We start from the raw sequence: 25,296 nt of genomic DNA, 5'->3' as shown, positions 1-25,296 counted from the left end.
ACTCCTCTTTTTTTATACGTTGGCAGTATGGATTGAAGCTAATTCTCTTAATGCTTTTTTGCTGACTTTGCCTACACCTGTTTGTGGGAACGCATCGATCCATTCAATGCGGTCGGGAATTTTATAGGCAGCGAGCCCGCGTTCTCTTAGAAATGACTTTAAGGCGTGTGGTGCTGGCTTGTTGTTTCCTTTCGCAATAACAAAGGCACATGAGCGTTCGCCAAGAAACGGATCTGGCATGGACACCATGGCGGCATCATGAATGTCAGGATGCGCAAGTAAATGATTTTCAACTTCTTCAGCGGCAACCTTTTCGCCGCCACGATTGATTTGATCCTTGTCTCTGCCTTCTACTACCACATTTCCTTCTTTTGTTAATCGCACGATGTCACCTGTTCTGTAAAAGCCATCGGGTGTAAATGCTTTCTTGTTTTGTTCATCGGCTTTATAGTAGCCGCGAATCGTATAAGGTCCTCTTGTTAAAAGGTGTCCAGCCACTTCATTCGGGACGGGCTTGTCCTCATCATCTACCACTAGTACCTCATCATATTCAGACATCGGGCGTCCTTGTGTGTGAATAATGACATGTTCAGGATCATTCAATCTGGTATAGTTGACCAGACCTTCTGCCATGCCAAAAACTTGCTGTAACTTACACCCAAGGGCAGGCATCACTCGTTTTGCTGCCTCGGCGCTTAATTTAGCACCACCGACTTGTACGACCTCAAGACTCGATAAGTCATCTGATCGATGTGGAGCGGCTTCTAGCCAGATCAATGCAATAGGCGGAACGACTGCGGTAATTGTTGCCCGTTCTTTTTCAATGAGTGGAAAGACGACATCAGGACTTGATCCAGGTGCAAGAACGACTCTTCCACCTGCGTATAACGTCCCAAGGACTCCAGGCGAGCTTAATGGATAGTTGTGCGCAACTGGAAGTGTAGCTAAATACACACTATCTTTTGTGAGCTCGCACACCTCATTGCTTTTCCAAAGACTATACATATAGTCATCATGTGTACGAGGTATGAGCTTAGAAAGGCCTGTGCTGCCTCCTGATAACTGAAGAAATGCAATATCGCTTGCCTCTACATGAATTTGAGGATCAAGTGATGGGTCCTTGTGCAGATCATCCAAGTCAAGGAACTCCTCAGCCTTCCCTGCAACAATGACATGAGGGAATGAGGGAAGCTTTTCTTTCACTTGACGTGCGAGTGATCGATAATCAAAGCCATCATGGATATCTGGTATGACATATGCGTCTGCTTCGGCAAACTCAATAAAATAAGTGATTTCGCTGCTTCTATGAGATGGCAGTGAGAAGACGGGTAAAGCACCGATTCGAAATAAAGCGAAAATGACTTCAAAAAAAGCAGGAATGTTAGGAAGCTGCACGACAACTCGACTGCCCTTTTGAATTCCAAGCTGATGGAAACCGGCGGCAAGACTGCTGACGCGCTCATCAAGTTCTTGGTAGCTCATGTGCGTATCAGCGTATGTAATCGCAGTTTTATTCCTTAACGATACGGCGCGTTCACGAAGCATACCGCCAAAGGTTTCTCCACGCCAACAGCCGTTTTCACGGTAGCGTTTTGCAAATTCTTCTGGCCATGTAGGTGGTTGAACAAACATGTTTTTGTCATCTCCTATGTATTTTTATAGCTGATGGATGCCCATCGCACGAAGCATCGTGTTAAACTTTGCAGATGTTTCGGCTAGCTCTTCTTCTGCCTTAGATCCTTTGACCACTCCTGCACCAGCAAAGAGGCGAAGGGATTGACCCTCAGCTTCTGCACAACGAATGGTGACAATCCAATCACCATCACCATTTGCATCTGCCCAGCCGATCATTCCTGTGAAAAATCCTCGATCGAAGGGTTCAATCGCTTGGATTGCTTCACGTGCATCTGCTGTAGGTGTTCCACATACTGCGGGTGTTGGATGAAGGCTCAGCGCTAAATCAATTGAGGATACACTGGAATCTGCTAATTCACCTTTTACGACAGTAGATAAATGCCACATCGTTTCTGTTTGTATGACGGATGGTGATACAGGCACATCTAACTTACTACAGTAAGGAGTAAGCGCTTTAGTGACAGCGTCGACAACCACTGCATGCTCGTGTAAATCCTTCGCTGAAGTAAGGAGTTCATCGTGACGGCGCTGGTCTTCTACTGGATCTGAACTACGCGGCCGAGAACCAGCGAGTGGATTGGAAATCACAGATGAACCCGTTTTTGAAAGAAGCAGCTCAGGACTTGCCCCAAGAAGTGTGCGCTTTTGGGGAGATTTCGGATCAGCTACATTTGCAGCAAACGTATAGCCAGTCGTATTGTGACGAGCCAGCCTTTCGAGTATTGCTTTCGTATGAATGTCTTGATTTGATTTGAGATGGAGAGACCGGGAAATGACGATTTTGCTAAGCTCTCCTTTTTCAATTTTAGCTAACCCTTCGTTCACACCATTCATGTAGACTTCAGGAGAAGGGACAGGTGTCACCTCATAGGATGGCGATGTCACTTCCGATTTCTCATCACCTTGATGAAATTCGAGTGGGTCACTAAACTGTACATGGATTGGCACATTTAAACGAACGGGTTGCGCCGGATCAAACGGAACAGCACCAGCAATAATTGGTGATTGAATACCAGCTTGTTTGGCAGTGTCAAATACGTGCGCTACCCTTGTGGAGAGTTCATTGAGCTGATTGGTTTCAATATGCTGGAAAATCCCTTCTGCAAGTATTGTACGTTTAGGGGAAGCAAGGAAAAAAGCGCCTGGCTGATAGTCTTGAATCAACTGTACTTTTTCTTCTGACGGCAATAATGAATGTTTCATGAAAAGGCCTCCTTTTTGATGAAATGCTAGATTCCGAGTGTTGCGCCACCATCAATCGTGAGATTCTGCATCGTAATATGACTGGATTGTTCAGATGCAAAGAAGATGACTGCATCAGCGATGTTTTGAGGATCAGCGATTTTTTGTAAAGGAATACCGGTTTTATACGTCTCTAATGACCCTTTAATCACATGGTCTGCGCCTTGTTCATCAGACCATAAAGCCCATTGCATAGGTGTTGCGGTAGAGCCAGGAGAGACAACATTGCATCTGATTCCATAGTCTGCTAGCTCTAATCCAAGCGTTTTTGTAAAGGAAGTAGCTGCTGCCTTTGAAGCGGCATAGGCAGCCATATTCATTCTTGGAATGGCACCTGCGTTAGAGCTGACGGTCACAATGACCCCTGCTGATCTTTTCATCATGTATTTGGAGACAGCTTGTGAAACATAAAAGACACCATGTGTGTTGACTGCGAAGGTTTGTTGCCAGTCATCTGCACTAAGCTGGTCAATAGAACTGATTCGAAGAATGCCTGCTACATTGACTAGTAAATAAATGGGTCCAAGCTGTTTTTCAATTTGTTTGACAATGTGCTGAACAGATGCTTGATCGGTAATGTCACCTGGATAGGCAAAGGCACGTAAGCCTTCATCATTCATTTGATGGACGGTGCTTTGAAGCTGATCTTCATTTGCGTCAACTGCTGCAATGATCGCACCTTCATCGGCTAGTCTTTTTGCGACTGCTTGTCCGATACCTTGCCCTGCGCCTGTGACAAGGGCAATCTTTTGAGATAGACCACTATGTTTCATACGTTCACTACCTTTCTTTCATGTCTGTGGTTGTTAAAAGATCATCATGATAGAGCGCAAAACGAAAAGCGTAATTCATCAGCACCGGTAAAACGGACGTATGCCCTTCTTCAGGGAACTCGTGATAGGCCGTATGTAAGCCATATGAGGATAAAGGCAACATCCGATTTGCTAGTGACTTTGCATGAGCATTCATTTGACATGGATGATGTTTTTCTAACTCACCTACACCTACAAGCAGCCTGACATTCATAGGCACCTGACGTATGCGGTTGGTAAATTGGTGTTCTTTTTCTAGAAATAATTTTTTGTTCCAGTGGATAGAAGGACTGCCTGCAATATATGTCTGATAAGCATCAGGGTGCTCAAATAGTGTGTGTAATACAAAAAGACCGCCAAGAGAATGCCCAAACAGTGTTTGGCGACTCTTGTTGATCGGAAAGCGTTGCTCGATATAAGGCTTTATAGTCTCTTCTAAAAAAGAAAAGAAAGCAGAGGCCCCGCCATATGTATGGATGGAGAAGTCTTTTCTTTTGCCCCCGATGGAAGCGTCAGGGCTGGTAAGAGTGAGATCATAATGCCTGAGCGGATGATAGGGCGCATCTGTCTGATAGCCAATTCCAACAATGATGGCAGGTACAACACCTGTTTTTTCAGGTCTTCTTGACTGTAAACGAATGGCTTCGACCATTGTGCCAAAAAGTGAATTCCCATCAAGCACGTACATGACTGGAAAACCAGCCGCTGGAGGAGTAGTATTCGGTTTAAATATAAAAAATCTGTATGGGTGTGCTGTGATATCTAGTTGCTCCGTCTCGGGTATAAAAAAAGGACGGCTTTCTCCGAAAAATGAATCCTCAGTACCCATTCCTTCAGGGCGTTTGGACATATGTGACAAATCTCCTTCCTCAAATTCGACTCTCATACGATGATAAAAGCAGGCTTGTAGCTATTGGATGAGTGTAGTACTTGAAGAATGGCTTCTCCAAATGAAAATGATTCTCAACTATCCGCAAGCAAAACAAATGATAATGGTTATCAATTATGAAGTCAAATGTTCATCAAGTTGTGTACTTGGTTTTTTTATTCTAATATTCAGAAAATAAAGGACTAACTCACTAACAAATGATTTGAAATAGGGAATATCGGACCTTGTCATTTAAAAATAGGAGAAATGTCAAAAGACCTTGACTGCCTCGGGATTTTTACATTTTCTTCTGTTTGATACAGGAATAAATATGGGTTTTTCTTCTTGAAATGATTTTAAGGAAAAATAAGTCTATAGACTCACTTGTATTTTTAGGGAGATTGAGGAGGATTTTGCGAAAAGTAGATGGTCTCATATCTCAAAACTGATTCAATAGTATGTACAGCTTTTTTAAGAGTGGCGAATGATAACAATTAAAAAAAGTAAGGGATGTACCCTTACTTTTTAATTCTGTAAACACCATTCAATTAGAATCCATCTGTGACATCATATTCGTAACGGATATCGGCTTTGACATTGCTCATAGTAGATCTCGCTGTAGCCTTTGCGTTGTACTTAAAGCTCCATTTTTGCGCGACTTTTAATTGATCTTCAAGAGAAATACGGTAAGAACCACTTGTTGCAGATGAAAAAATGGATTCGTTCCAAATCTTGTTTTCATCAGCCATCAGCTTGTGTGTGACATTTCCTTGGTTAGGCGATTGTGTACTCGTTGTTGAAATTGATTTAACGATTGCACTTCGGGGAATAGCCGTATGATTAGTTAAATCCATTGTAATGACAGAAGAATCAACTCCTAAAAAATTCAAAGAAGTATTCCCCAAGTTGGTAGCGGCCCCCGTAAAGTTGAATGTCCCATTTCCAGATTTAATTCGATCTTGAATGGAAACAGTAAAGTACATATTCCCTGTATATGTACCACGGGTCACTTTTACAAAATAAGTTTCTGAAGTTGAAGTAACGTCACCAGTATTAGCAAAAATAAATGGTGTAATTGAATCAGGATTTATAACCTCGGACCCTGTCATAGATTGTTTTGAATTATACACTTCTATTTTCATACCTGTATAATTCTTATCATATGAGCTTCGCACATAAACCCTTTCACCCTTATTGATCGTGAACTGATAATAAGCTTCATTTTCACCTTCAGGTAAGATTGTCGTATCTGGACGACTATATTTCCAATATCCCATTAAGCTTGCTGTGTTAGGACTGTTATTCCCCGTAATTGCTGCTTCTGCTGAATTAGGTGCAAAAAAACTAGTAACAAGCACTAATAATAATGCAGGTAATAAAAAACGTTTGAATATAGTATTTGGCATATTTTAACCCTCCTTGTAATAATTACTATATCGGATCAAAACTAACAAATTTTAACTGAATTGCCGATATATTTAATAATCACTAATTTTTCAAAAAGGAGAATCAAAATGAATATTAATACGTCATACAGGGCAGCTACTTCAAACACTCATAAAGAAACAGATTCTAAAAACCAATCGACTATTAAAAGCACAAACGAGACGATGACCGAAGCAGATAAACGAATGAAGATACTTGATGAGAAATATCAAAAAATTAATGAACAAAATAAAAGATTCAATGATCCTCAAGACCACATATATAATAAGTATAGAAATCCATACTCCTCTTATTTCAGAAGTGATCTAACCAAGTCTGAAAGAGAAGCTGCGTACACTATGGAAATGAGTTGGGCAAGGAATAATAAGGGTGGGCAATATGACTTTAATGACGCCATCTTCCGTAACGAAAAACGGTACGATCCTACTCAAGAAAGCGTAGAAAAGAAAATATTCAATCGACAAAAGGTCAACGAACAATTGCAAGATTTATTCTCTAAAAACGGTATAACCATTCCTAAAAACACAAATTTAACTTTTACCATTGACCCAAATCATTTCAAATTAGTGGTGAGTGGATCAACAGATGAATCGCTAACCAAACAAATAGAAGACCTATTAAATACAAGCAACAATACAAGAGAATTATTTTTTCATATTATGAAAAGTAGAAATGATGATTCTACTCAATTCACGCCTGATTCTCTTGCAAAGTTCCATCTTGTGAATCAAATCAAAACGGTGACAGGCTACAATTTAAAGGATTTAAGCATTGTAAATGGTCAATTTGTAACGGATAAAGGAACGAATATTTTTGATATATACAAAGAAGATCTCCTGAAAAATCCATACACAGCAGAACATGCACGAATTGCCGCTTCACATTACGGAGCACAGCTGTTTGATCTAGCGAAAAACGGGTTTGATTCTATTCCCGATTTGGTGTTATCAATTGGTTATCAAAACGGGTCTTTGCATGACATTGGACAAAAAGAAAATTATGGAGTGAAGAAAACGATAGATTAATAACATGTGAACGGCAACAGATACAAATCCCATTAGCGGTAATGAAGGACTCTATAACAACTTATGTTACAGAGTCTTTTCTATTGAAATGCGTTAGTTGGCTGTTCAACGAAACATCCTCATGGTAATTTTGACTATAGTCGATGTTTTTCACTTTTTTATTGATGAAAATGTTAAAATGATGAGTAGCGTATTTTTTTATGAAAGGACGGTGCTTGGCATGACGGAACTTCTCGATGACCGGCTGCCGCCGCAAAATATAGAAGCCGAGCAGGCCGTATTAGGTGCTGTTTTTTTAGAACCATCTGCGCTCACGCTCGCTTCTGAGGTATTAATTCCAGAGGATTTCTATAGAATGTCGCATCAAAAGATTTACAATGCGATGCTTGTACTTGGTGATAGAGGGGAACCGGTCGATCTTGTTACGGTGACTTCTGAACTGGCCAATACAGATTTACTAGAAGAGGTAGGCGGGATTTCGTATTTAACCGATATTGCGAACTCTGTCCCAACTGCCGCAAACATTGAATACTATGCAAAAATTGTAGAAGAGAAATCAATTTTAAGACGTCTGATCCGCACGGCGACAACCATTGCACAGGATGGGTACACGCGTGAGGATGAAGTAGAGGATCTGTTGAGTGATGCTGAAAAGACCATTATGGAAGTGGCGCAGCGTAAAAACTCAGGAGCCTTCCAAAACATTAAGGACGTGCTTGTTCAGACATATGATAATATTGAACAGCTTCATAACCGAAAAGGCGATATCACAGGGATTCCAACAGGTTTCTCAGAGCTTGACCGGATGACAGCTGGATTCCAGCGAAATGACTTAATCATTGTCGCGGCTCGTCCATCAGTAGGGAAAACGGCTTTCGCATTGAACATCGCACAGAATGTTGCGACCAAAACGGACGAAAGTGTCGCCATCTTTAGTTTAGAGATGGGAGCTGAGCAGCTAGTGATGCGTATGCTTTGTGCAGAAGGGAATATCAATGCACAGAACCTAAGAACCGGTAATCTGACAGAAGAGGACTGGGGCAAGCTGACAATGGCGATGGGCTCGCTATCAAATAGTGGGATTTTCATTGATGATACACCAGGAATTAGAGTAAGTGAAATTCGCTCAAAATGCCGCCGTTTGAAGCAAGAAAACGGTCTTGGCATGATTCTGATTGACTATTTACAGCTCATTCAAGGGAGCGGACGATCAAGCGATAACCGTCAGCAAGAGGTGTCTGAAATCTCCCGGGCATTGAAATCGTTGGCAAGGGAGCTTGAAGTTCCAGTTATTGCTTTGTCTCAGCTTTCACGTGGAGTAGAGCAGCGTCAGGACAAACGTCCGATGATGTCAGATATTCGTGAATCAGGAAGTATCGAGCAGGATGCCGATATCGTGGCATTCCTTTATCGTGATGATTACTATGACAAAGAATCAGAGAATAAGAACATTATTGAAATCATCATTGCCAAACAGCGTAACGGCCCAGTTGGTACAGTATCACTGGCGTTCGTCAAAGAATATAACAAATTCGTCAACCTGGAAAGAAGATTTGACGATGCGGGTGTTCCGCCCGGTGCTTAAAGCCCAGCTCAAGAAGCTGGGCTTTTTTTGATCAATCTACATCGAAAGAATGATTGAAAAACGATCGAAATGAGGAGGAGAGAAAGACAGAGAAATCGTATACTAAAAAGAGAAAAGGAGTGATGACTGATGAAATTTCAACAGTTCGAAGCCGCTCAATTACGCATCGCACGCCCAACTGTCAACATGGAAGAGGTTGTGTCCTTTTATGAAGAAGGTTTAGGACTCAAACGAATAGGTTCGTTTGATCAGCATGAAGGATATGATGGAGTCATGCTGGGGCTTCCTCATCAGCATGTTCATTTAGAAATCACGAAGCATGAAGAAGAAGAAAGCCTGCAAGCCCCGCATCCAGAACAGCTTCTTGTGTTCTATATTCCAGATGCTGAGGAATTCAGGCAAATGAAAGAGAGATTGCTCTCATTTGGCGGACGGCAAGTCACCTCTACAAATCCATATTGGGAACGGGGAGGAGCAACCATTGAAGATCCAGATGGGTATCGCATTGTGCTCATGAACACAGATGGAATCACCCCCGTTTAAAAAAAAGACTCCCATGCCCGGGAGTCTTTTCTGTTATGAACGAGGCGTGACACGCAGTTTCAGCTCTTTCAGTCCATACATGCTGCTGCTTGTCATCGGAACGTAAGAGAGGAGCTCTAGCGCCTCATATCGTTCTATTAAAAACTTTATAGCTGTACATGCTTCAAGACGTGCCAGTGGTGCGCCAAGACAGAAATGGATACCGTGCCCGAAACCAATATGAGGATTAGGGTGGCGGTGTATATCGTATTCATGTGCGTTTGAAAATTGACGCTCGTCTCGGTTGGCGGAAGCAAGAAACACAATCACATTGTCTCCCTTTTTCAACACTTTCCCTCCAAGCTCTGTGTCTTTTGTGACATAGCGGACGATCGCAGGAGCTGGTGCACGAAAACGGACGGCCTCTTCCACCGCACGTGGGATGAGTTCAGGTGATTGGGCGAGCGCTTCATACGCACCCGGCTGTTCTAACAAGCTGAAAATCATATTGGAGATCAAGTTGGTGGTTGTTTCGTTGCCTGCTAAAAGAAGAAGATTACAGAATGGTATTAGTTCATCCGCTGACAGTTTTTCTCCATTCTCCTCCGCTTGAATGATGAGGGAAATCAAATCATCACCGAGATTGTGACGTTTCTTTTCAATGGTGTCTGCAAAAAACGCCATCATGTCAGCTTCTCCTTTGTCACGTGTTTTCTGCCATTCAGCTACATCTTCCTCGTTTTCGCTTTTAGGCATGCTGACGAGAATATCTGACCATTCTTTAAAGGATTGTTTATGCTCTGATGGCACACCTAAAAGCTCTGCAATGACAATGACAGGAAGTGGATAAGAGATGTCTTGCACTAGGTCTATCTCTTTTTTTTCTTCTATTTGTGCCATGAGTTCATCCATTAATTCTTGAATACGAGGCTCCCACAATTTCATGACTCGAGGGGTAAAGGCTTTGCTGACAATGGAGCGGATGCGAGTGTGATTGGGAGGGTCCATCATCACCATTGTTTTCATCAGTGAATGCTTCCGTTGGTTTTTAGGAGGCTGACTCGAAAAGGTATCTTTATCGATTGTCACACGCTTTGCTTCCTCATAGGTGAATACGCTCCACGTTCGGCTGGCTTCGTCAAAATGAACAGGTGATGTCTGGCGCATGTTGGCATACCAATCAAATGGGTGATACGGGTTCTGCTTGTTCTTTCCTCTTAATAACGTTTTTTGCACGGCACTTGGGGTTGTTGTTTCCATGATCATCACTCCTTATAGGTTGTCAGATGATTCCTTTTTTTCATTGTGTTAGATTAAAGTTAATTCATCAGCCTGGAGGATTCAACCAACAGAAAAGCGAAATCTGTTGAAGAAAATAGGAAGGGGAGAGCGGCTTGTGGCGGACTGCTACAGAGGGGATAAGCGCGCAACGGAATCAAAGCAGCAATTAAGAAAAGCATTATTTCAGTTATTAAGTGAGAAAGAATGGGGGAAGATTTCTGTACAGGATTTGACAAAAGTGGCAGGTATCCACCGCACGACCTTTTATCAACATTATGAGGATAAATTTGATCTTGCCCAGCAGGTGATGGATGAGATGTTTGATGTGATGAAATGTGCCATTTTTGCGCCTGTACAAGAAGATGATTTGGAAAAAGAGCATGCGGCATATGTATATATTTTTCGATTTTATCAGCATTTGCAGGAACATGAAGAGGAGTATCAAATTCTCTTGAAACGAGGGAGAGAGCTCAATATTCATGAAACGGTTCGTGCTTTTTTTGAAGAAAGCTTTTCTTTGGGGGTAGAGGGGGTTGCAGGCACAAAGCCCGATCCGCATCTCGTTCCTATCGACATGCAGAAGCAATTCGTCATCTCGGCTTACGTTGGAACAGCTGAATGGTGGCTGAGGACAGGGCGACCGTACTCACCTGATTTTATGGCAAGCTCGATGATTCATTTAATTGAAAATCAATAGAAAGTAAGAACAATCAAAAACGTTGGTTTTACTCAAAATCTCCCTTTTTAAGCGCTGAAGAAGTGAGTAAAGCGCTTTTTCTCATATTTAAAACGAACAAAATTTGATTTCGAGATATTAATGTTCGGATTTCACGTTGACTTTTTCGTTTTGCATTGATAAAATAAATGTGTTTGAAAGAGATAACGTTTTGAAAGGTTAACGGAGGTGCACGATATGTCTTCAGTAGTCGTAGTAGGTACGCAGTGGGGTGACGAAGGGAAAGGGAAAATTACCGATTTCCTTTCAGAAAATGCAGAGGTGATTGCCCGTTATCAAGGGGGAAACAATGCAGGTCACACGATCAAATTTGATGGAGTGACTTACAAGCTACACCTCATTCCGTCCGGTATTTTTTATAAAGAGAAAACTTGTGTCATCGGTAATGGAATGGTGGTTGATCCTAAAGCGTTGGTCACTGAGCTTGCGTATCTTCACGAACGGAATGTGAGTACAGATAACCTCAGAATCAGCAATAGAGCCCATGTGATTTTACCTTACCATTTAAAATTGGACGAGGTAGAAGAAGAGCGGAAAGGGGCTAACAAGATCGGTACGACGAAAAAAGGAATCGGACCAGCTTATATGGACAAAGCAGCTCGTATCGGTATCCGTGTCGCAGATCTATTAGATCGTGAAGTATTTGAAGAGAAGCTTGCCCGTAATCTAGAAGAGAAAAATCGTCTTTTAGAGAAAATGTACGACGCAGAAGGCTTCAAGATTGAAGATATTTTAGACGAGTATTATGAATATGGCCAGCAAGTAAAAAAATATGTCGTGGACACATCTGTTGTCTTGAATGACGCACTAGATGAAGGCCGCCGCGTGCTATTTGAAGGTGCACAAGGTGTTATGCTTGATATCGATCAAGGGACATATCCATTTGTTACGTCATCTAACCCAGTGGCTGGGGGAGTGACGATTGGTTCTGGTGTAGGACCAACAAAGATTCAACATGTGGTCGGCGTGTCAAAAGCGTACACAACACGTGTTGGAGATGGCCCATTCCCGACAGAACTCCATGATGAAATTGGTGATCAAATCCGTGAGGTTGGCCGTGAATACGGTACAACAACTGGACGCCCGCGCCGTGTTGGCTGGTTTGACAGTGTGGTTGTCCGCCATGCTCGCCGTGTGAGCGGGATTACAGATCTATCTCTTAACTCAATTGATGTATTGACAGGGATTGAAACATTGAAAATCTGTGTCGCTTATAAATTGAACGGAGAAATCACAGAAGAATTCCCAGCAAGTCTAAAGGAACTAGCGAAATGTGAGCCTGTCTACGAAGAAATGCCAGGATGGACAGAGGATATTACAGGCGTGAAGAATTTAAGCGAACTGCCTGAAAATGCCCGTCATTATTTAGAGCGTATTTCACAATTAACAGGTATTCCACTTTCCATTTTCTCAGTCGGACCAGATCGTTCCCAAACGAACGTTGTCCGCAGCGTGTACCGTCCATAATCATAGACTGATCAAACACCAGTAAAATTGCACATTTTACTGGTGTTTTTTTGTTTAAATATTTCTTAATTTCAGTAGAACAGGCTTCCGATCATTACCAAAATATGATAACTGTATAGGGGGAAGGAGCGTTCTAGTGAAAGAAAGAATAAGATTATTAGATATTTTAAGAGGATTCGCCATATTAGGCACATTGGGAACGAACGTCTGGTTTTTTGCGTATGCAGGGGATGCCTTTGCGACAGATCAGATTGCAGATGAATATGAGAATGGCAGTTTTCTAGAAAGCCTTGTTTCCATGTTCGTCTACGGGAAAATGCTATCGCTGCTCACGATTATGTTTGGTGTAGGGCTAGAGCTGAAATATCAGCAGGCGAAAAGAAAAAATACGCCTTGGCCGGGTACATATTTGTGGATTCTTTTATTCTTATTTATTGAAGGCTTTGTCCATTTTGCACTTGTGATGGAATATGATGTACTCATGAGTTACGCTGTCACCGGTCTGCTTGTGGCATTTATTGTACGAGGAGGGAGCAAACGAATCAAAAGAGGCATGATCTTCTCTGGAGTCATTCATCTGCTTGTTCTGTCCTGTCTGATGGTGTTCGCCCTCTCTGAAATGGAAACGGCATCGTATGATCAAGGTAGTGAACCCGCGCTGGAAGAGCAGCTGCCAGAGACATGGATCTCGCAAGTTCAAGAACGATTACAACACTTTTTCATGTACCGGGTGGAAGCGATCTTTATCATTCCAATGAACACATTTTTGTTTTTATTAGGTGTGCGGATGATGAGAGCCGGTGTATTTTATGCAAATGAATGCGGGCAGTCTCTACGGAAAAGATTATTTCGAATCGGTCTATGGGTGGGGTTGCCGCTGAATGCACTTGTCTTCGTTCCGAACGAACTAGTGGAATTCGTGGTTCGCTATGCGTTTTCGCCATTCCTTTCTCTTTTCTATATCGCTGTTATTGCGAAGCTCCTGGCTCACACAGAGTCATGGTTCATGTGGAATTGGTTCGAATATGTAGGGAAAATGGCGCTTAGCTGTTACATCCTGCAAAATGTCATCTGCTCGGTTCTTTTTTATAGCTGGGGATTGGGTCTTGGCGGGCAAATCAACGCCCCTCTTATCGTATTGTCATGGCTGCTTATTTCTCTTTTGCAAATCGCCATATCAGCATTTTGTCTAAAGCTTTGGAGAATTGGTCCAATGGAATATATTCGTTCGCGGGCACTTCGCCGGGTGACGATGAAGAAAGCAGTATAAAGGGGAATCATTACAATGTTTTTCAAAAAAAGTACGCAAAGAGAACAAGCGAATGCACATAAAGCAGCAGTGGCGGCATTTATTTTTTATCTTCTCGCATTAGGAGGACATGCGCTGTACTCTTATGTCCAGGATGATAAACCGCCTGTCACCTTTGTCATTCTCATGTCGGGTCTTCTTGTGTTTTTTGCCGCAGACCGGTTATATCATAAAAGGAATTCATAAAAAAGCCCTCGTCTTGAGGGCTTTTTTCTTATTTCACGCTTTTATATTGACCTTTTAAGTTTTTGCGGATGTACTGAATGATTTTGCGCAGTTCGATGGCATGCGGTCTGCCAAACGGACTTGTTTGTCTTTGCTGATAGAGGACTTGGCCCTTTTCGTTTAGTAAGAAATAGGCAGGTTCCCCGTGTACTCCGTGATCTTCATAAGGAGCATCTTCTCCATGATAGTGGACTTCATATGCTTTTATGGAAGTGAGGTCCTTGTCAGACATGATTGGGAAGGATAGTCCTTCTTTATCCGCAAATTCCTTCAAGTCATCAGAATGATCCGTTGAAATCGCCATTAAGTGGATATCCTTGTCTTGAAAGTATGATTGCTGCTGTTCAAGCTCTTTCAATTCTTCTACACATACCGGGCACCATGAGCCTCTAAAGAAGACGATGAGGTGCCAGCTTTGATGCTCCTCTAAATGTTTGTGAAAATCAATATGTTCGCCCTGAATGGTTGGGAGTGAAAAATTGGGCATTTTATCTCCTAATTTGAATGAACTCATACTGCTTCCTCCTTTTTCAATCACAATGTCACTTGTTTCATGTATAACCAATTTCGGGCGGCCTAAAACGTTTCTATGTGCTTGAATAGGCAGAGGTCATGAAAAGAGGCAGTGAAAATGAAGGCGGTTGCAAGCAGAAGGGATTTGGCAGGAGATTTCAAATCCGACACATTTTTTAAAAAAATGTCGAAAAACGTATTGCCATATGTAATTACTCTATGATATTATAAATCTCGTTGTTGCAAAGGTCTCTGAAACTTGTTAGGATGCGATGTTCCAGCTTTTTTAAAGCGATTGGTTTGACGCAATACAACTTCTTCAGAATTACTTTTCACAAACCGAGAGCCATTAGCTCAGTTGGTAGAGCATCTGACTTTTAATCAGAGGGTCGAAGGTTCGAGTCCTTCATGGCTCACCATGTATTGGCCCGTTGGTCAAGCGGTTAAGACACCGCCCTTTCACGGCGGTAACACGGGTTCGAATCCCGTACGGGTCATTGATTTACTTTAGCGTTAAGCTAATTTTTCCTCACTTGCTTGGAAGAGCACCACGATTGCTTTTTCGGGCAAGTTACTGAGGTCCGGTAGTTCAGTTGGTTAGAATGCCTGCCTGTCACGCAGGAGGTCGCGGGTTCGAGTCCCGTCCGGACCGCCATTTATATTTATTCATCTTTTTGATGATGGCTCGGTAGCTCAGTTGGTAGAGCAACGGACTGAAAATCCGTGTGTCGGCGGTTCGATTCCGTCCCGAGCCACTTCCAAACGCATCTGCAATCGCAGGTGCGTTTTTCTTATGAAAAGAAGGCATAAAAAGGGAGAAGCCGGACCTAGGTAGGGCCCGGCTCCATAAGAAGAAGACGTTACATCTATATAGACGATCTATGATTGGAAAAGTTTCAATAAAAAAGGAAAAAAACCATCATTTTTTTGAGCGTCGTCTTCTTATCCAACGATTGCTAGAAAAGAAAGCCGTTATTATTTTTATCTTTGCCACGTAAAACGTTATAATAGACAGTGAGCCTTTTTTGCTCAAATGAAAAAGGTCTGATGAGACATGCAAAAATGAATGACATAGATGCTAAAAATGCAGGAGGAAATCACAATGGAAAAAAAGATTCTTGTCGTAGACGATGAAAAACCGATTGCTGATATATTGGAGTTTAACTTAAGGAAAGAGGGCTATGAGGTTCATTGTGCATATGACGGAAATGAAGCCCTTGAAATGGTAGAAGAAATCCAACCAGACATTATTCTGCTCGACATTATGCTGCCAAACAAAGATGGCGTTGAGGTATGCCGTGAAGTGCGAAAGAAATATGATATGCCGATTATCATGCTGACAGCAAAAGACTCTGAAATTGATAAAGTCATCGGTCTTGAGCTTGGCGCAGATGATTATGTGACGAAGCCATTTAGCACGCGCGAGCTGCTTGCCCGTGTGAAAGCGAATTTAAGAAGGCAAATTGCTACGCCGCAGACAGAGGAAGAATCTGAATCAAATGATATTGAAGTTGGATCACTTGTCATTTATCCAGATGCGTATGTGGTGTCTAAGCGTGAGGAAACGATTGAATTGACGCACCGTGAGTTCGAATTGCTTCATTACTTAGCGAAACATATCGGACAAGTCATGACACGTGAGCACTTGCTGCAAACCGTATGGGGCTACGATTACTTTGGGGATGTCCGGACAGTAGACGTCACCGTCCGCCGTCTTCGTGAGAAAATTGAAGACAACCCTAGCCACCCAAGCTGGATCGTGACAAGACGAGGCGTCGGCTATTATTTAAGAAACCCAGAGCAGGACTAAGATTCTTATGAATAAAGTAGGTTTTTTTCGCTCGATTCACTTTAAATTGACCTTGATTTACGTGCTGCTGATCATCGTTGCCATGCAGATCATTGGCGTGTACTTTGTGAAGCAGCTAGAGCAGTCCTTAATTAATTCATATGATAATTCCTTGAATCAGCGAATCTACTCGTTATCGTATTACCTAGAACAAGATTCATCGAAAAGTAAGGCAGAATTAAAAGAGGATGCTCAAAAGATATTAAACGACTTTAATAACAAAGATGAGTCTAATGAAATTTCTGAAGTCAGCTATATTGACGAAAGCAGAGAGGTGATTGCCTCTGTGAATAACGGCAGTCAGGAGATTGCCGGCAAGAAAATCACAGATCAAATCATTAGCCGGATTTTCGCAGTAGGCAAAGACTATGAAAAGAAATTCTATGACCCAGAATCAAACAAACGGGTGCGTATTTCTGCGACAGCCGTGAAAAATGAAAACCAAGAAACTGTCGGAGTGATTTATGTTGTGTCTTCGATGGAGAGCGTGTTTAACCAAATGCGAACCATTAACACCATTTTGGCGACGGGGACACTGATCGCCCTTGGGACGACCGCACTACTTGGGATTTTCATTTTTAGAACCATCACTCATCCTATTTCGGATATGAGGAAGCAAGCGATTGAGCTCGCCAAAGGGAACTTTTCCAGGAAGGTTCGAAAGTATGGACATGACGAGATTGGCCAGCTTGCGACAACCTTTAACCATCTGACGAGAGAGCTGGAGGAAGCGCAGCTCATGACAGAGGGAGAGCGGAAGAAGCTTTCTTCTGTCATTGCCTATATGACAGACGGCGTCATCGCCACGAATCAAAACGGTGCGATTATTCTATTAAACAGCCCAGCATTAGAGCTGTTAAATGTTTCACGTGAAACAGCACTAGAGATGCCGATTACGTCCTTACTGGGCCTCGAGGACACGCATACCTTTGAAGATTTAGTCGAAAATCAAGATTCCATGCTGCTAGAAATCGAACGCGAAGATCAGCTGTCTGTTTTGCGTGTGAATTTCTCAGTGATTCAGAAAGAGCACGGAAAGATTGATGGTTTAATTGCGGTCATTTACGACGTCACAGAGCAGGAGAAAATTGATGCAGAACGCCGTGAATTCGTTGCGAACGTATCACATGAGCTGCGCACACCGCTGACGACGATGCGAAGTTATCTTGAGGCGCTGGCTGAAGGCGCAATTGGTGATAAAGAGCTTGCACCAAGGTTCCTTAGTGTGACGCAAAATGAAACAGAGCGCATGATCCGGCTTGTCAACGACCTGCTGCAGCTGTCTAAGTTCGACAGCAAGGATTATCAATTCAACCGTGAGTGGACGAATTTTATCAGATTTATCTCATTGGTCATTGATCGTTTTGAAATGACAAAGGAGCAGCATGTCGAGTTTATCCGCAATCTTCCGCAGCGTGAAATATATGTGGAAATTGATCAAGATAAAATCACACAGGTGCTCGATAATATCATTTCCAATGCCATGAAATACTCTCCAGAGGGTGGACATATCACGTTTACCGTTGATCTGGATGAGGAGAAGGGCCTTGTATTATTCAGCGTCAAAGACGAAGGAATCGGTATTCCGAAGAAGGATATGGATAAAATCTTTGAACGTTTTTATCGAGTGGATAAGGCGAGAACAAGAAAACTTGGCGGAACCGGCCTAGGCCTTGCGATTGCAAAAGAAATGGTTCAGGCTCATGGCGGAGATATTTGGGCTGACAGCATTGAAGGAAAAGGAACAACAGTGACCTTTACCCTTCCGTACAATGAAGAACAAGAGGATGATTGGGATGAAGCGTGAGACCTTTAAAACCATAATATTGACAATCCTAATTGCGATCAGTCTTGTGTTTACGTGGAATATTTGGATGTTCCAGCCCGTCATGCAGGACCAGGCAGATGCCGGCACTAAGGTCGTGGAAACGAAGAAGATTTCAAGCGACGAGCCGCGGAGCCTCATTGACGTCGTGAAACCGCGCGAGATGTTCATCCATTCAAATGGAGAGCATTTGAAAGTGGATCAAAAGGAACTCTTTCAAAACTTCTGGAATGATGTGAGCCTTTGGGATGTGAAAGAGATTTCGGATGTGTCAGATCAATATTCGGAGCAGAAATTTAAGAATTTCTTCTATGGAAACGGAGGACAGGGGAAGACATTGGATCTTGTGTTCAATGACCCGATTCCGATTGATATTTTCCAAGCGCTGTTTAAATGGCCGAACAAGTCCATTGAATACAACTCGTTTGATCGGATGATTGTGCCGTTCTCCCAGCAGGATAAGGCCAACAAGAAAGTTTATTTGGTTTCATACAGTAAGGAAACGGTGCTTGAGCTGACAATAGAGTCCGCTAACTATCGGAATCTCATGGACAGTATCGCAGCTGCTCAAAACGAGATGCCGCGCTACGATCTCTATACATTCTCAGCGAATTCGAAACGAGATTTCCTTCTTCCGAGAAAGCAAAAGCAGCTTGAAGCGAAAATGTTCTTTATTGAAACGATTAAGACAAGCAAATTCAAGGACGCTCTGTTTACGGACCCGAGTCTTGTCGGTGAGGAGTCTAATTTAAACCGGACGGTGTACACAGATGGCACAAGTCGTCTTGAAGCCAATCAAAAAGACCACCGCATCCAATATCAGCACCGCAATATCAATTCCAGCACCGTTTTCCAAACGGGCGATTTGATCAAGCGAAGTGTGAAATATTTCAATGATACGGGGAGCTTTACCGATGACTATCAATACTTTGGCATCAATAGCAACCAGCAGCTTTCCTTTAATATGTTTATGGATGGCCTGCCGATCGTCAACAGTACAAAGCATCCATTTGGGATGACCTCTCTTGAAGTACAGTGGGCGAATGACGACATCTTGAATTACAAGCGTCCAAACTATATTCTAGGCAACAAAGCGAGTCAGAGTGAACAGGTCAAACTGATGAACGGGACAGAGCTGAAGGACTTAATCGTCAAGCAGACGAAATATGATGACCTTGAGAAAATTGAACAAATTTTCCCGGCCTATCAAGCTGCTTCCACCGCATCAGATCAAGATCAAGCGATGTTTGTCTGGCTGGAGCCAGTATGGTGCATGAAATACAACGGCAAAACCGTGATTCTATCGCATGATTTGTTGACAGAGGGGAGCGAGAATCATGGAGTGGAATAAGACCAAAACGATCTTTATCCTAGCTTTTCTCGTTCTCGATATCTTTCTAGGTTTTCAATACTTTGAAAAACGATCAACCGATCATTTTGCGATTATCGAAAAAACGGATACGCTGGAAGAAATGAAGGCAGACGGGATCAAATATGGCAATCTATCAGATGAAGCGAAGATTGGCTACCGCATTACAGCTGAAAAGAAGCAATATACGAAAAAGGATGTCGACGAATTAGCTGATCAAAAGGCGAAAAGCACATTCCCGAAAACAGACAAAGATGATCCTGTCACGCTGCTTGAAATGACCTTCAATAAACCAGTGGCCTTGCCGAAAAAAGATATGAAAACAGCGGCGGCAAACCTGGTGAACCAGCGTTTGCTGGATGGGAAGAATTATAAGCTGTGGAGTATTGATGAAGAGGCAGGGAAAATCGTCTTTTTCCAAACGTATAAAGGGAAATACATTTTCCAAGAGGGGCTTGATGACTCCGAAACCATCGGAAAAATCACCCTAGATCTAAATGATAAAAACGAGGTCGTATCGTATCAGCAGTCGATGGTGATATCGATTAATGAAGTGAGAAAAGAAACCCTTGTCCCAGCGCTTGAAACCGTGAAGGACTTATATACGCAAAACATGCTGAGCCAAAACACGACCGTGAAAAAAGTAGAACTTGGCTACTATACGCAATACCCGGGTGCAAGCACGCAGGTCATGGTGCCTGTATGGCGAGTCGAGCTTGAGGGCGTATCAACTGGTTCAAAGAAAAAGACAGAGGAAGAATATTTGATCAATGCCATTGATGGCTCAACACTTGATCATATAGAGAAAGATGACAAATCTTCAATGGAGTGAGAGAACATGAGCTTGCAGTTCAGTGTACTAGCGAGCGGAAGTACGGGGAACGCTTTTTATTTAGAAACAGACGAGCATGCTTTTCTAGTAGATGCGGGTTTAAGCGGCAAACAGATGGTTGAGCTGCTTGGTCAAATCGATCGCAAGCCTGAAGACTTGGACGGCATTTTTGTGACACACGAGCACTCAGATCATATTAAAGGGCTCGGTGTCATGGCAAGAAAGTATAAGCTTCCTGTCTATGCAAATGCGAAAACATGGAAGGCGATGGAGTCTCATATCGGAAAGATTGATACAGAGCAAAAATTTCATTTTGATATGGAAACCGTCCAATCCTTCGGCGGTCTCGATGTTGAGTCCTTTGGTGTCTCACATGATGCGGCTGAGCCCATGTTTTACGTGTTCCATTATGGCGGGCGCAAACTTGCCTTAATGACGGATACAGGCTATGTGAGTGACCGTATGAAAGGGATCATTCAGTCAGCCAATACATTTGTATTTGAGAGCAATCATGATGTCGGTATGCTACAAATGGGCCGATACCCGTGGAGTATTAAGCGTAGAATTTTGAGCGATGTCGGGCATGTTTCAAATGAAGATGCCGCTCTTGCGATGACAGATGTCATTGGAGATGCCACCTCACGCATTTACTTGGCTCACTTGAGTCAAGACAACAACATGAAGGATTTAGCCCGTATGGCGGTCCAGCAAACGCTTGAGATGAAAGGTTTTGTTGTCGGGGATGGCTTTGATTTATATGATACGGACCCGAAAAAGGCAACCCCGCTTTGCGCCGTATGATTTTTACAATCGGATGATTAAGATAAGAGCTTCTTACCAACACTATATACATCATCTATTCACTGAAAGGAAGGAAACATAGTGGATTATCGCGATGTAGAGTGGAAGCCGAGACGAAGCAGAAAAGGATATTTCCTATCTGGTCTGATCGGCGTATTGGTAGGAGCTTTTTTAATGGGATTCTTTTTCCCCTATGTGTCAGGACAGAGCGGCAGTCCCTTTGGGTGGCAGCAGAACGGAGATGGGCAAGCAGCACAGGGTCCTTTAAAGACCATCAATGTGAACGTCAATGATGCGGTCACAAAAGTCGTATCTCATATGTCGGATACGGTTGTCGGCGTCATTAATATCCAAAAGTCGAGCTTTTGGGAAGAAGGCGGAGAGGCAGGCAGCGGGTCAGGTGTGATTTATAAGAAAAAGGGTGACACCTTTTATATCGTAACCAACCATCACGTCATCAAAGGTGCCAACCAGCTTGAAGTGAGTCTTCAGGATGGGACAAGAATTGGCGCCAACCTTGTTGGTAGCGATCAGCTCATGGACTTAGCAGTTCTCACCGTCAAAAGTGATAAGATCAAGCAAACCGCTGCCTTTGGAAATTCAGATCATGTGAAGCCCGGTGAGCCAGTGATCGCCATTGGAAATCCATTAGGGCTTGAATTTGCAGGCTCTGTCACACAAGGTGTCATTTCAGGAACGGAACGTGCGATTCCTGTAGACTCAAATGGAGACGGACAGGCGGATTGGAATGCGGAGGTACTGCAAACAGATGCCGCCATCAATCCAGGTAACAGTGGTGGTGCCTTGATCAATATGGACGGAAAAGTGATCGGCATCAATTCAATGAAGATTGCTGAATCAGAGGTTGAAGGCATCGGGCTGTCTATCCCGGCGAATCTTGTCATCCCTGTCATAGAGGATTTAGAGCGCTACGGAGAGGTGAAACGTCCGTACCTAGGTGTTGGCATGAAATCATTAGCAGATATTGCGAGCTACCACTGGGATGAGACATTGAAGCTGCCATCTAACGTTACATCAGGCGTTGTCGTGATGAGTGTCGAGCCTTTGTCTCCAGCAGGAAAAGCGGGGCTAAAGGAACTGGATGTTGTCACCTCCTTTGATGGCAAGAGTGTACAGAATATCGTAGACCTTCGTAAGTATTTATATCAAAAGAAAGTCGGCGACAAGGTAAAGATGCAGTTTTACCGAAGTGGAAAGAAAAAATCAGTAGAGATCAAACTTTCTCAAACCGACCGATTCGGCGGATAACCAGTTCCTTGATGGGACTGGTTTTTTTGCATGCTCATCATATGATGGAGGAAAGGGGGCGATACGATTGGTTACATTACAGCCAATGTCACAGACGGATTACGATGTATTGATGGAGAAGGCCATTCAGCGGTACGCAGAAGAAAAGGTACTTGCAGGGACTTGGGGAAAGGAAGAATCACTTGCAAACGCCGAAGAACAATTTGATCGGCTGCTTCCTGAAGGACTGCAGACAGAGCATCATGAGCTATGGAATCTCTTGAATGGGGAGGAAGCGATTGGCTGGGTTTGGCTTTGTTATGACCCCAATCACCCGCAGAAGGAAGGATTCATTTATAACTTTTTCTTATTCGAAGCTTATCGAGGGAAAGGCTTTGCAAAGCAGGCCATTGCTGCATTAGAGGAGCAGGCAAAGTCATTAGGAGTGCAGAAACTCTCGCTGCATGTCTTTGCTCACAATCAAATTGCCCGTTCATTGTATGAGAAGACGGGATTTGAAGAAACCGGAATCTATATGAGTAAACCTTTATCATAAAGAAGAAGCACCGTGCGGATCGCATACGGTGCTTTTTTATGAGGAGCTCATGGCATCCTGAGCCGTGACTCTGTATAAATCAACTTTGCATTTCACGAAAGCGCGGATGATTGATGGAACTTGAGCTTCTGAACGAATCAACAATGAGGTCTCGTCATCACTGATCACAAGATCTGTTCCCACAGTTTGTAAGTACTGCGTGAGAACAGGCTTCACCTCATCATCAATCCACGCATGCTTGAAGGTTGCACGTATGTTTGAGGATGTGATGGTTTTCTCTTGAGGGAGTGTATGGGGGGACACTAATTTTCCTTCAGAAATAAAAGCAGTTTTGGTACAAATACTATTTGTGAACCTTGGGCGGTCAGCCGTTAAAAAGACGGTTTTCCCTTCATGTTTTAACGTGTCAATGACCTGCTGGATGTGCAAGATCGAATCTGCGTCAATATCGGCAAAAGGCTCGTCGAGTAAAATAAATTCGGGCCGATGGGCGATGGCCTGCGCCATGCCAAGCCGTTTCTTCATACCGGGTGTGAAGGAACCGACCTTTTCCTGCCGATAGTGATCCAAGCCGACAAATTCGAGCAGTTCTTCATAATCACTCGTTTTCTGGCGCGTCCCGGTGATTTTTGATAAGTAGGCAATATGTTCAAGTGCTGTCAGCCCTTCATATAAATCCGTATATTCAGGCAGAACACCGATATGCTGTCTCACCTTTTTTAATGAAGGCATATCCATCATCGTAAACGTCCCAGAGGTTGGCCGGGAAATTCCCGTAATGATATTGAAGAACGTTGTCTTACCAGAACCCTTCGGTCCAATGAGTCCGAAGATATCGCCTTGATTGACATCAAGGGTGATGTGATCTATTGCGACTTTTGTCCTGTATTTTTTTGTGAGTTCTTTTGTATATAGCATTTAGACATCCCTCCTTTGAAATAGGAGTGCTGTTCCAATGAGTAATACAACGGTTAATGCTGTATTCAAGAGTATATAGGTCAGCGGTTCACTCAAGCGCGCATAATAATAAGGCGTGATATATTGGAACCAATGAATCAATCGTTCTGAAGAAAGAACAGATATCATACTGACGATCGGGAAAAGAAAGGAAAACAACATCCCAACAAACATAGATTTCTGCGGGGTTGGAAAGAGCATGGACAAAAATAAAGCACATGAGATACCGACACTGATAAAGGTTAAGATTTTTAACGCATCAGAAAACAGAAAACGATGTGAAATCACCATATTCAGTACGTAGGTCGTCATAATACAGCTAAGCCAAAACAGCATCAGTCCAAGATATTTCCCGATAATAATGTTCAAACGGGTGGTTTTACTGACGAGAAAACGAATGGTTTTCAAATGAATTTCTCTGCTTAAAATATCGTGAGACAATAAGAAAATAAGGAAGAAACCAAATAGAGACATCACCAGTTCATTCCCAATGGAATAAGGATCCTTTGCCTGCTCCCATTTGTCCTGATGAGCAGCAATAAACGGTAGAGTTGAAACAAAAGTAGATAAAATGAAAATAATAACAATTGTTAAAATAGATTTTGTGCTTTTGAAGAGCTGCTTAAACTCATTCATACAGATGGTCCACACACGCTGTACCTCCCTTCATCTTTATTATACCGCTAGAAAAGAAAGACACCATATCTCGCTCTTTAACATTTGCTTAAATTTTATAAAAAAGAAGACTCTTCCAGAACAGTTAACTCATTTTTGAAAATGTTCAGAAAAATATCTTGATTTATCAAAAAACATCATGTATGATAGCTTTAATTCAAGATAGTTAAACAGGCGATGACGAGAGAAAGTACAATCATCAATTTTTCCACAGAGAGCTTCGGCAGCTGAAAAGAAGCAAAAATAATGATTCGAAAAATGGTCTCTGAGCCTCGTGCTGAACATATCCATGATATTAGTAGGACACGACGAGAGTTGGTACTCGTTATCAAAACCACAGTATATGAGCCAAATTGGAGCTTTGTACTTGTAGAGGCTGTTTAGCGCGAGCAAACAGTAAATAAAGGTGGTACCACGAGACAAATACCTCGTCCTTATGATTCAAAGATAAGGATGGGGTATTTTTTATTGTCCACTTTTTTCATACAAATGTTCAAATGTTCCACGTGAAACACCAC

General features: G+C 42.7%; 23 protein-coding genes, 4 tRNA genes and 1 other annotated feature. Of the genes, 18 read left to right on the top strand and 9 right to left on the bottom strand.

Features of this window, described 5'->3' with window-relative positions; translation table 11 throughout:
• Positions 1–12: 12 nt before the first annotated feature.
• The 5 genes from ACQYAC_RS12880 to ACQYAC_RS12860 all read right to left on the bottom strand — a co-directional run bounded on the left by ACQYAC_RS12880 (position 13) and on the right by ACQYAC_RS12860 (position 5,963).
• Positions 13–1,632 (bottom strand): (2,3-dihydroxybenzoyl)adenylate synthase, encoded by a 1,620-nt coding sequence (locus ACQYAC_RS12880; protein ID WP_429943441.1) that lies wholly within the window; start codon positions 1,630–1,632, stop codon positions 13–15.
• 24 nt (positions 1,633–1,656) lie between these two features.
• Positions 1,657–2,838: an isochorismate synthase DhbC gene (dhbC, locus tag ACQYAC_RS12875; RefSeq protein WP_144461410.1), complete on the bottom strand. Its 1,182-nt coding sequence runs from the start codon at positions 2,836–2,838 to the stop codon at positions 1,657–1,659.
• 26 nt (positions 2,839–2,864) lie between these two features.
• Entirely contained in the window at positions 2,865–3,650 is a 786-nt protein-coding gene (locus ACQYAC_RS12870) for a 2,3-dihydro-2,3-dihydroxybenzoate dehydrogenase (protein WP_061410161.1), read from the bottom strand.
• Between the two features lie 7 nt (positions 3,651–3,657).
• Positions 3,658–4,539, bottom strand: a complete 882-nt coding sequence (locus tag ACQYAC_RS12865) for an alpha/beta hydrolase (protein WP_429943440.1) — start codon at positions 4,537–4,539, stop codon at positions 3,658–3,660.
• A 566-nt stretch (positions 4,540–5,105) separates the two neighbouring features.
• Positions 5,106–5,963 carry a hypothetical protein gene (locus tag ACQYAC_RS12860; protein ID WP_268497266.1) on the bottom strand — a complete coding sequence of 286 codons (858 nt, stop codon included), beginning with the start codon at positions 5,961–5,963 and terminating at the stop codon, positions 5,106–5,108.
• 108 nt (positions 5,964–6,071) lie between these two features.
• Here ACQYAC_RS12860 and ACQYAC_RS12855 point away from each other — a divergent pair, with 108 nt between their 5' ends.
• The 3 genes from ACQYAC_RS12855 (at position 6,072) to ACQYAC_RS12845 (ending at position 9,156) form a co-directional block, all read left to right on the top strand.
• The gene (locus tag ACQYAC_RS12855; protein ID WP_058013213.1) at positions 6,072–7,028 is read left to right on the top strand and encodes a DUF4885 family protein; all 957 of its coding nucleotides are present in this window, start codon (positions 6,072–6,074) and stop codon (positions 7,026–7,028) included.
• A gap of 220 nt (positions 7,029–7,248) precedes the next feature.
• Positions 7,249–8,613, top strand: coding sequence for a replicative DNA helicase (gene dnaB, locus ACQYAC_RS12850; RefSeq protein ID WP_003214779.1), 1,365 nt, complete (start codon positions 7,249–7,251; stop codon positions 8,611–8,613).
• A 129-nt stretch (positions 8,614–8,742) separates the two neighbouring features.
• On the top strand, positions 8,743–9,156 hold the full coding sequence (locus tag ACQYAC_RS12845) for a VOC family protein (RefSeq protein ID WP_429943439.1): 414 nt from the start codon (positions 8,743–8,745) through the stop codon (positions 9,154–9,156).
• A 33-nt stretch (positions 9,157–9,189) separates the two neighbouring features.
• On the opposite strand, the gene ACQYAC_RS12840 is transcribed toward ACQYAC_RS12845, so the two are convergent.
• Positions 9,190–10,395, bottom strand: coding sequence for a cytochrome P450 (locus tag ACQYAC_RS12840; RefSeq protein WP_429943438.1), 1,206 nt, complete (start codon positions 10,393–10,395; stop codon positions 9,190–9,192).
• A 106-nt stretch (positions 10,396–10,501) separates the two neighbouring features.
• Here ACQYAC_RS12840 and ACQYAC_RS12835 point away from each other — a divergent pair, with 106 nt between their 5' ends.
• From ACQYAC_RS12835 to ACQYAC_RS12820, 4 genes are all read left to right on the top strand, one after another.
• Positions 10,502–11,113 carry a TetR/AcrR family transcriptional regulator gene (locus tag ACQYAC_RS12835; RefSeq protein ID WP_429943437.1) on the top strand — a complete coding sequence of 204 codons (612 nt, stop codon included), beginning with the start codon at positions 10,502–10,504 and terminating at the stop codon, positions 11,111–11,113.
• Between the two features lie 216 nt (positions 11,114–11,329).
• Positions 11,330–12,619, top strand: coding sequence for an adenylosuccinate synthase (locus tag ACQYAC_RS12830; protein ID WP_180309763.1), 1,290 nt, complete (start codon positions 11,330–11,332; stop codon positions 12,617–12,619).
• 136 nt (positions 12,620–12,755) lie between these two features.
• On the top strand, positions 12,756–13,889 hold the full coding sequence (locus tag ACQYAC_RS12825) for a DUF418 domain-containing protein (RefSeq protein WP_429943436.1): 1,134 nt from the start codon (positions 12,756–12,758) through the stop codon (positions 13,887–13,889).
• A gap of 15 nt (positions 13,890–13,904) precedes the next feature.
• Positions 13,905–14,114 (top strand): hypothetical protein, encoded by a 210-nt coding sequence (locus ACQYAC_RS12820; RefSeq protein ID WP_058013219.1) that lies wholly within the window; start codon positions 13,905–13,907, stop codon positions 14,112–14,114.
• A 28-nt stretch (positions 14,115–14,142) separates the two neighbouring features.
• Here ACQYAC_RS12820 and ACQYAC_RS12815 read toward each other — a convergent pair whose 3' ends face one another.
• Positions 14,143–14,667 (bottom strand): peroxiredoxin family protein, encoded by a 525-nt coding sequence (locus ACQYAC_RS12815; protein ID WP_180309765.1) that lies wholly within the window; start codon positions 14,665–14,667, stop codon positions 14,143–14,145.
• A 342-nt stretch (positions 14,668–15,009) separates the two neighbouring features.
• On the opposite strand from ACQYAC_RS12815, the gene ACQYAC_RS12810 reads away from it, so the two are divergent.
• From ACQYAC_RS12810 to ACQYAC_RS12760, 11 genes are all read left to right on the top strand, one after another.
• Positions 15,010–15,085, top strand: a tRNA-Lys gene (locus ACQYAC_RS12810).
• A gap of 6 nt (positions 15,086–15,091) precedes the next feature.
• A tRNA-Glu gene (locus ACQYAC_RS12805) sits at positions 15,092–15,163 on the top strand.
• A gap of 81 nt (positions 15,164–15,244) precedes the next feature.
• A tRNA-Asp gene (locus tag ACQYAC_RS12800) sits at positions 15,245–15,321 on the top strand.
• A gap of 27 nt (positions 15,322–15,348) precedes the next feature.
• Positions 15,349–15,421: transfer RNA gene (locus ACQYAC_RS12795), tRNA-Phe, on the top strand.
• A gap of 347 nt (positions 15,422–15,768) precedes the next feature.
• Positions 15,769–16,476, top strand: coding sequence for a response regulator YycF (gene yycF, locus ACQYAC_RS12790; protein ID WP_058013221.1), 708 nt, complete (start codon positions 15,769–15,771; stop codon positions 16,474–16,476).
• 7 nt (positions 16,477–16,483) lie between these two features.
• A complete protein-coding gene (walK, locus tag ACQYAC_RS12785; protein ID WP_180309766.1) occupies positions 16,484–18,322 on the top strand; it encodes a cell wall metabolism sensor histidine kinase WalK in 1,839 nt (612 codons plus the stop codon).
• The gene (gene yycH, locus ACQYAC_RS12780) at positions 18,312–19,691 is read left to right on the top strand and encodes a two-component system activity regulator YycH (RefSeq protein ID WP_058013223.1); all 1,380 of its coding nucleotides are present in this window, start codon (positions 18,312–18,314) and stop codon (positions 19,689–19,691) included. Before walK ends, yycH begins: the two co-directional genes overlap by 11 nt.
• Entirely contained in the window at positions 19,678–20,541 is an 864-nt protein-coding gene (locus ACQYAC_RS12775; RefSeq protein WP_058013224.1) for a two-component system regulatory protein YycI, read from the top strand. Before yycH ends, ACQYAC_RS12775 begins: the two co-directional genes overlap by 14 nt.
• A gap of 6 nt (positions 20,542–20,547) precedes the next feature.
• Entirely contained in the window at positions 20,548–21,342 is a 795-nt protein-coding gene (locus ACQYAC_RS12770) for an MBL fold metallo-hydrolase (protein WP_034660602.1), read from the top strand.
• A 78-nt stretch (positions 21,343–21,420) separates the two neighbouring features.
• The gene (locus ACQYAC_RS12765; RefSeq protein ID WP_429943956.1) at positions 21,421–22,611 is read left to right on the top strand and encodes a S1C family serine protease; all 1,191 of its coding nucleotides are present in this window, start codon (positions 21,421–21,423) and stop codon (positions 22,609–22,611) included.
• Between the two features lie 67 nt (positions 22,612–22,678).
• Entirely contained in the window at positions 22,679–23,146 is a 468-nt protein-coding gene (locus ACQYAC_RS12760) for a GNAT family N-acetyltransferase (protein WP_169056089.1), read from the top strand.
• A 36-nt stretch (positions 23,147–23,182) separates the two neighbouring features.
• On the opposite strand, the gene ACQYAC_RS12755 is transcribed toward ACQYAC_RS12760, so the two are convergent.
• On the bottom strand, positions 23,183–24,064 hold the full coding sequence (locus ACQYAC_RS12755) for an ABC transporter ATP-binding protein (RefSeq protein WP_180309769.1): 882 nt from the start codon (positions 24,062–24,064) through the stop codon (positions 23,183–23,185).
• A complete protein-coding gene (locus ACQYAC_RS12750; protein WP_169056087.1) occupies positions 24,065–24,754 on the bottom strand; it encodes an ABC transporter permease subunit in 690 nt (229 codons plus the stop codon).
• Between the two features lie 192 nt (positions 24,755–24,946).
• Positions 24,947–25,217: a binding site (T-box leader), on the top strand.
• Positions 25,218–25,296: the final 79 nt, after the last annotated feature.

The sequence above is a fragment of the Bacillus sp. MM09(2025) genome, assembly GCF_050496725.1.
Lineage (GTDB): Bacteria > Bacillota > Bacilli > Bacillales > Bacillaceae > Bacillus > Bacillus pumilus.
The sequence above is the reverse complement of the archived record's forward strand: the minus strand, read 5'-3'. Positions and strand labels throughout refer to the sequence as shown.

Bases quoted from the DNA above. Each gene is read 5' to 3' on its own strand.
- yycF (WP_058013221.1), top strand. From the start codon at position 15,769: ATGGAAAAAAAGATTCTTGTCGTAGACGATGAAAAACCGATTGCTGAT.
- ACQYAC_RS12880 (WP_429943441.1), bottom strand. From the start codon at position 1,632: ATGTTTGTTCAACCACCTACATGGCCAGAAGAATTTGCAAAACGCTAC.
- ACQYAC_RS12870 (WP_061410161.1), bottom strand. From the start codon at position 3,650: ATGAAACATAGTGGTCTATCTCAAAAGATTGCCCTTGTCACAGGCGCA.
- ACQYAC_RS12865 (WP_429943440.1), bottom strand. From the start codon at position 4,539: ATGTCCAAACGCCCTGAAGGAATGGGTACTGAGGATTCATTTTTCGGA.
- ACQYAC_RS12830 (WP_180309763.1), top strand. From the start codon at position 11,330: ATGTCTTCAGTAGTCGTAGTAGGTACGCAGTGGGGTGACGAAGGGAAA.
- ACQYAC_RS12860 (WP_268497266.1), bottom strand. From the start codon at position 5,963: ATGCCAAATACTATATTCAAACGTTTTTTATTACCTGCATTATTATTA.
- ACQYAC_RS12840 (WP_429943438.1), bottom strand. From the start codon at position 10,395: ATGGAAACAACAACCCCAAGTGCCGTGCAAAAAACGTTATTAAGAGGA.
- ACQYAC_RS12775 (WP_058013224.1), top strand. From the start codon at position 19,678: ATGGAGTGGAATAAGACCAAAACGATCTTTATCCTAGCTTTTCTCGTT.
- dnaB (WP_003214779.1), top strand. From the start codon at position 7,249: ATGACGGAACTTCTCGATGACCGGCTGCCGCCGCAAAATATAGAAGCC.
- ACQYAC_RS12820 (WP_058013219.1), top strand. From the start codon at position 13,905: ATGTTTTTCAAAAAAAGTACGCAAAGAGAACAAGCGAATGCACATAAA.
- ACQYAC_RS12755 (WP_180309769.1), bottom strand. From the start codon at position 24,064: ATGCTATATACAAAAGAACTCACAAAAAAATACAGGACAAAAGTCGCA.
- walK (WP_180309766.1), top strand. From the start codon at position 16,484: ATGAATAAAGTAGGTTTTTTTCGCTCGATTCACTTTAAATTGACCTTG.
- dhbC (WP_144461410.1), bottom strand. From the start codon at position 2,838: ATGAAACATTCATTATTGCCGTCAGAAGAAAAAGTACAGTTGATTCAA.
- yycH (WP_058013223.1), top strand. From the start codon at position 18,312: ATGAAGCGTGAGACCTTTAAAACCATAATATTGACAATCCTAATTGCG.
- ACQYAC_RS12770 (WP_034660602.1), top strand. From the start codon at position 20,548: ATGAGCTTGCAGTTCAGTGTACTAGCGAGCGGAAGTACGGGGAACGCT.
- ACQYAC_RS12815 (WP_180309765.1), bottom strand. From the start codon at position 14,667: ATGAGTTCATTCAAATTAGGAGATAAAATGCCCAATTTTTCACTCCCA.
- ACQYAC_RS12845 (WP_429943439.1), top strand. From the start codon at position 8,743: ATGAAATTTCAACAGTTCGAAGCCGCTCAATTACGCATCGCACGCCCA.
- ACQYAC_RS12855 (WP_058013213.1), top strand. From the start codon at position 6,072: ATGAATATTAATACGTCATACAGGGCAGCTACTTCAAACACTCATAAA.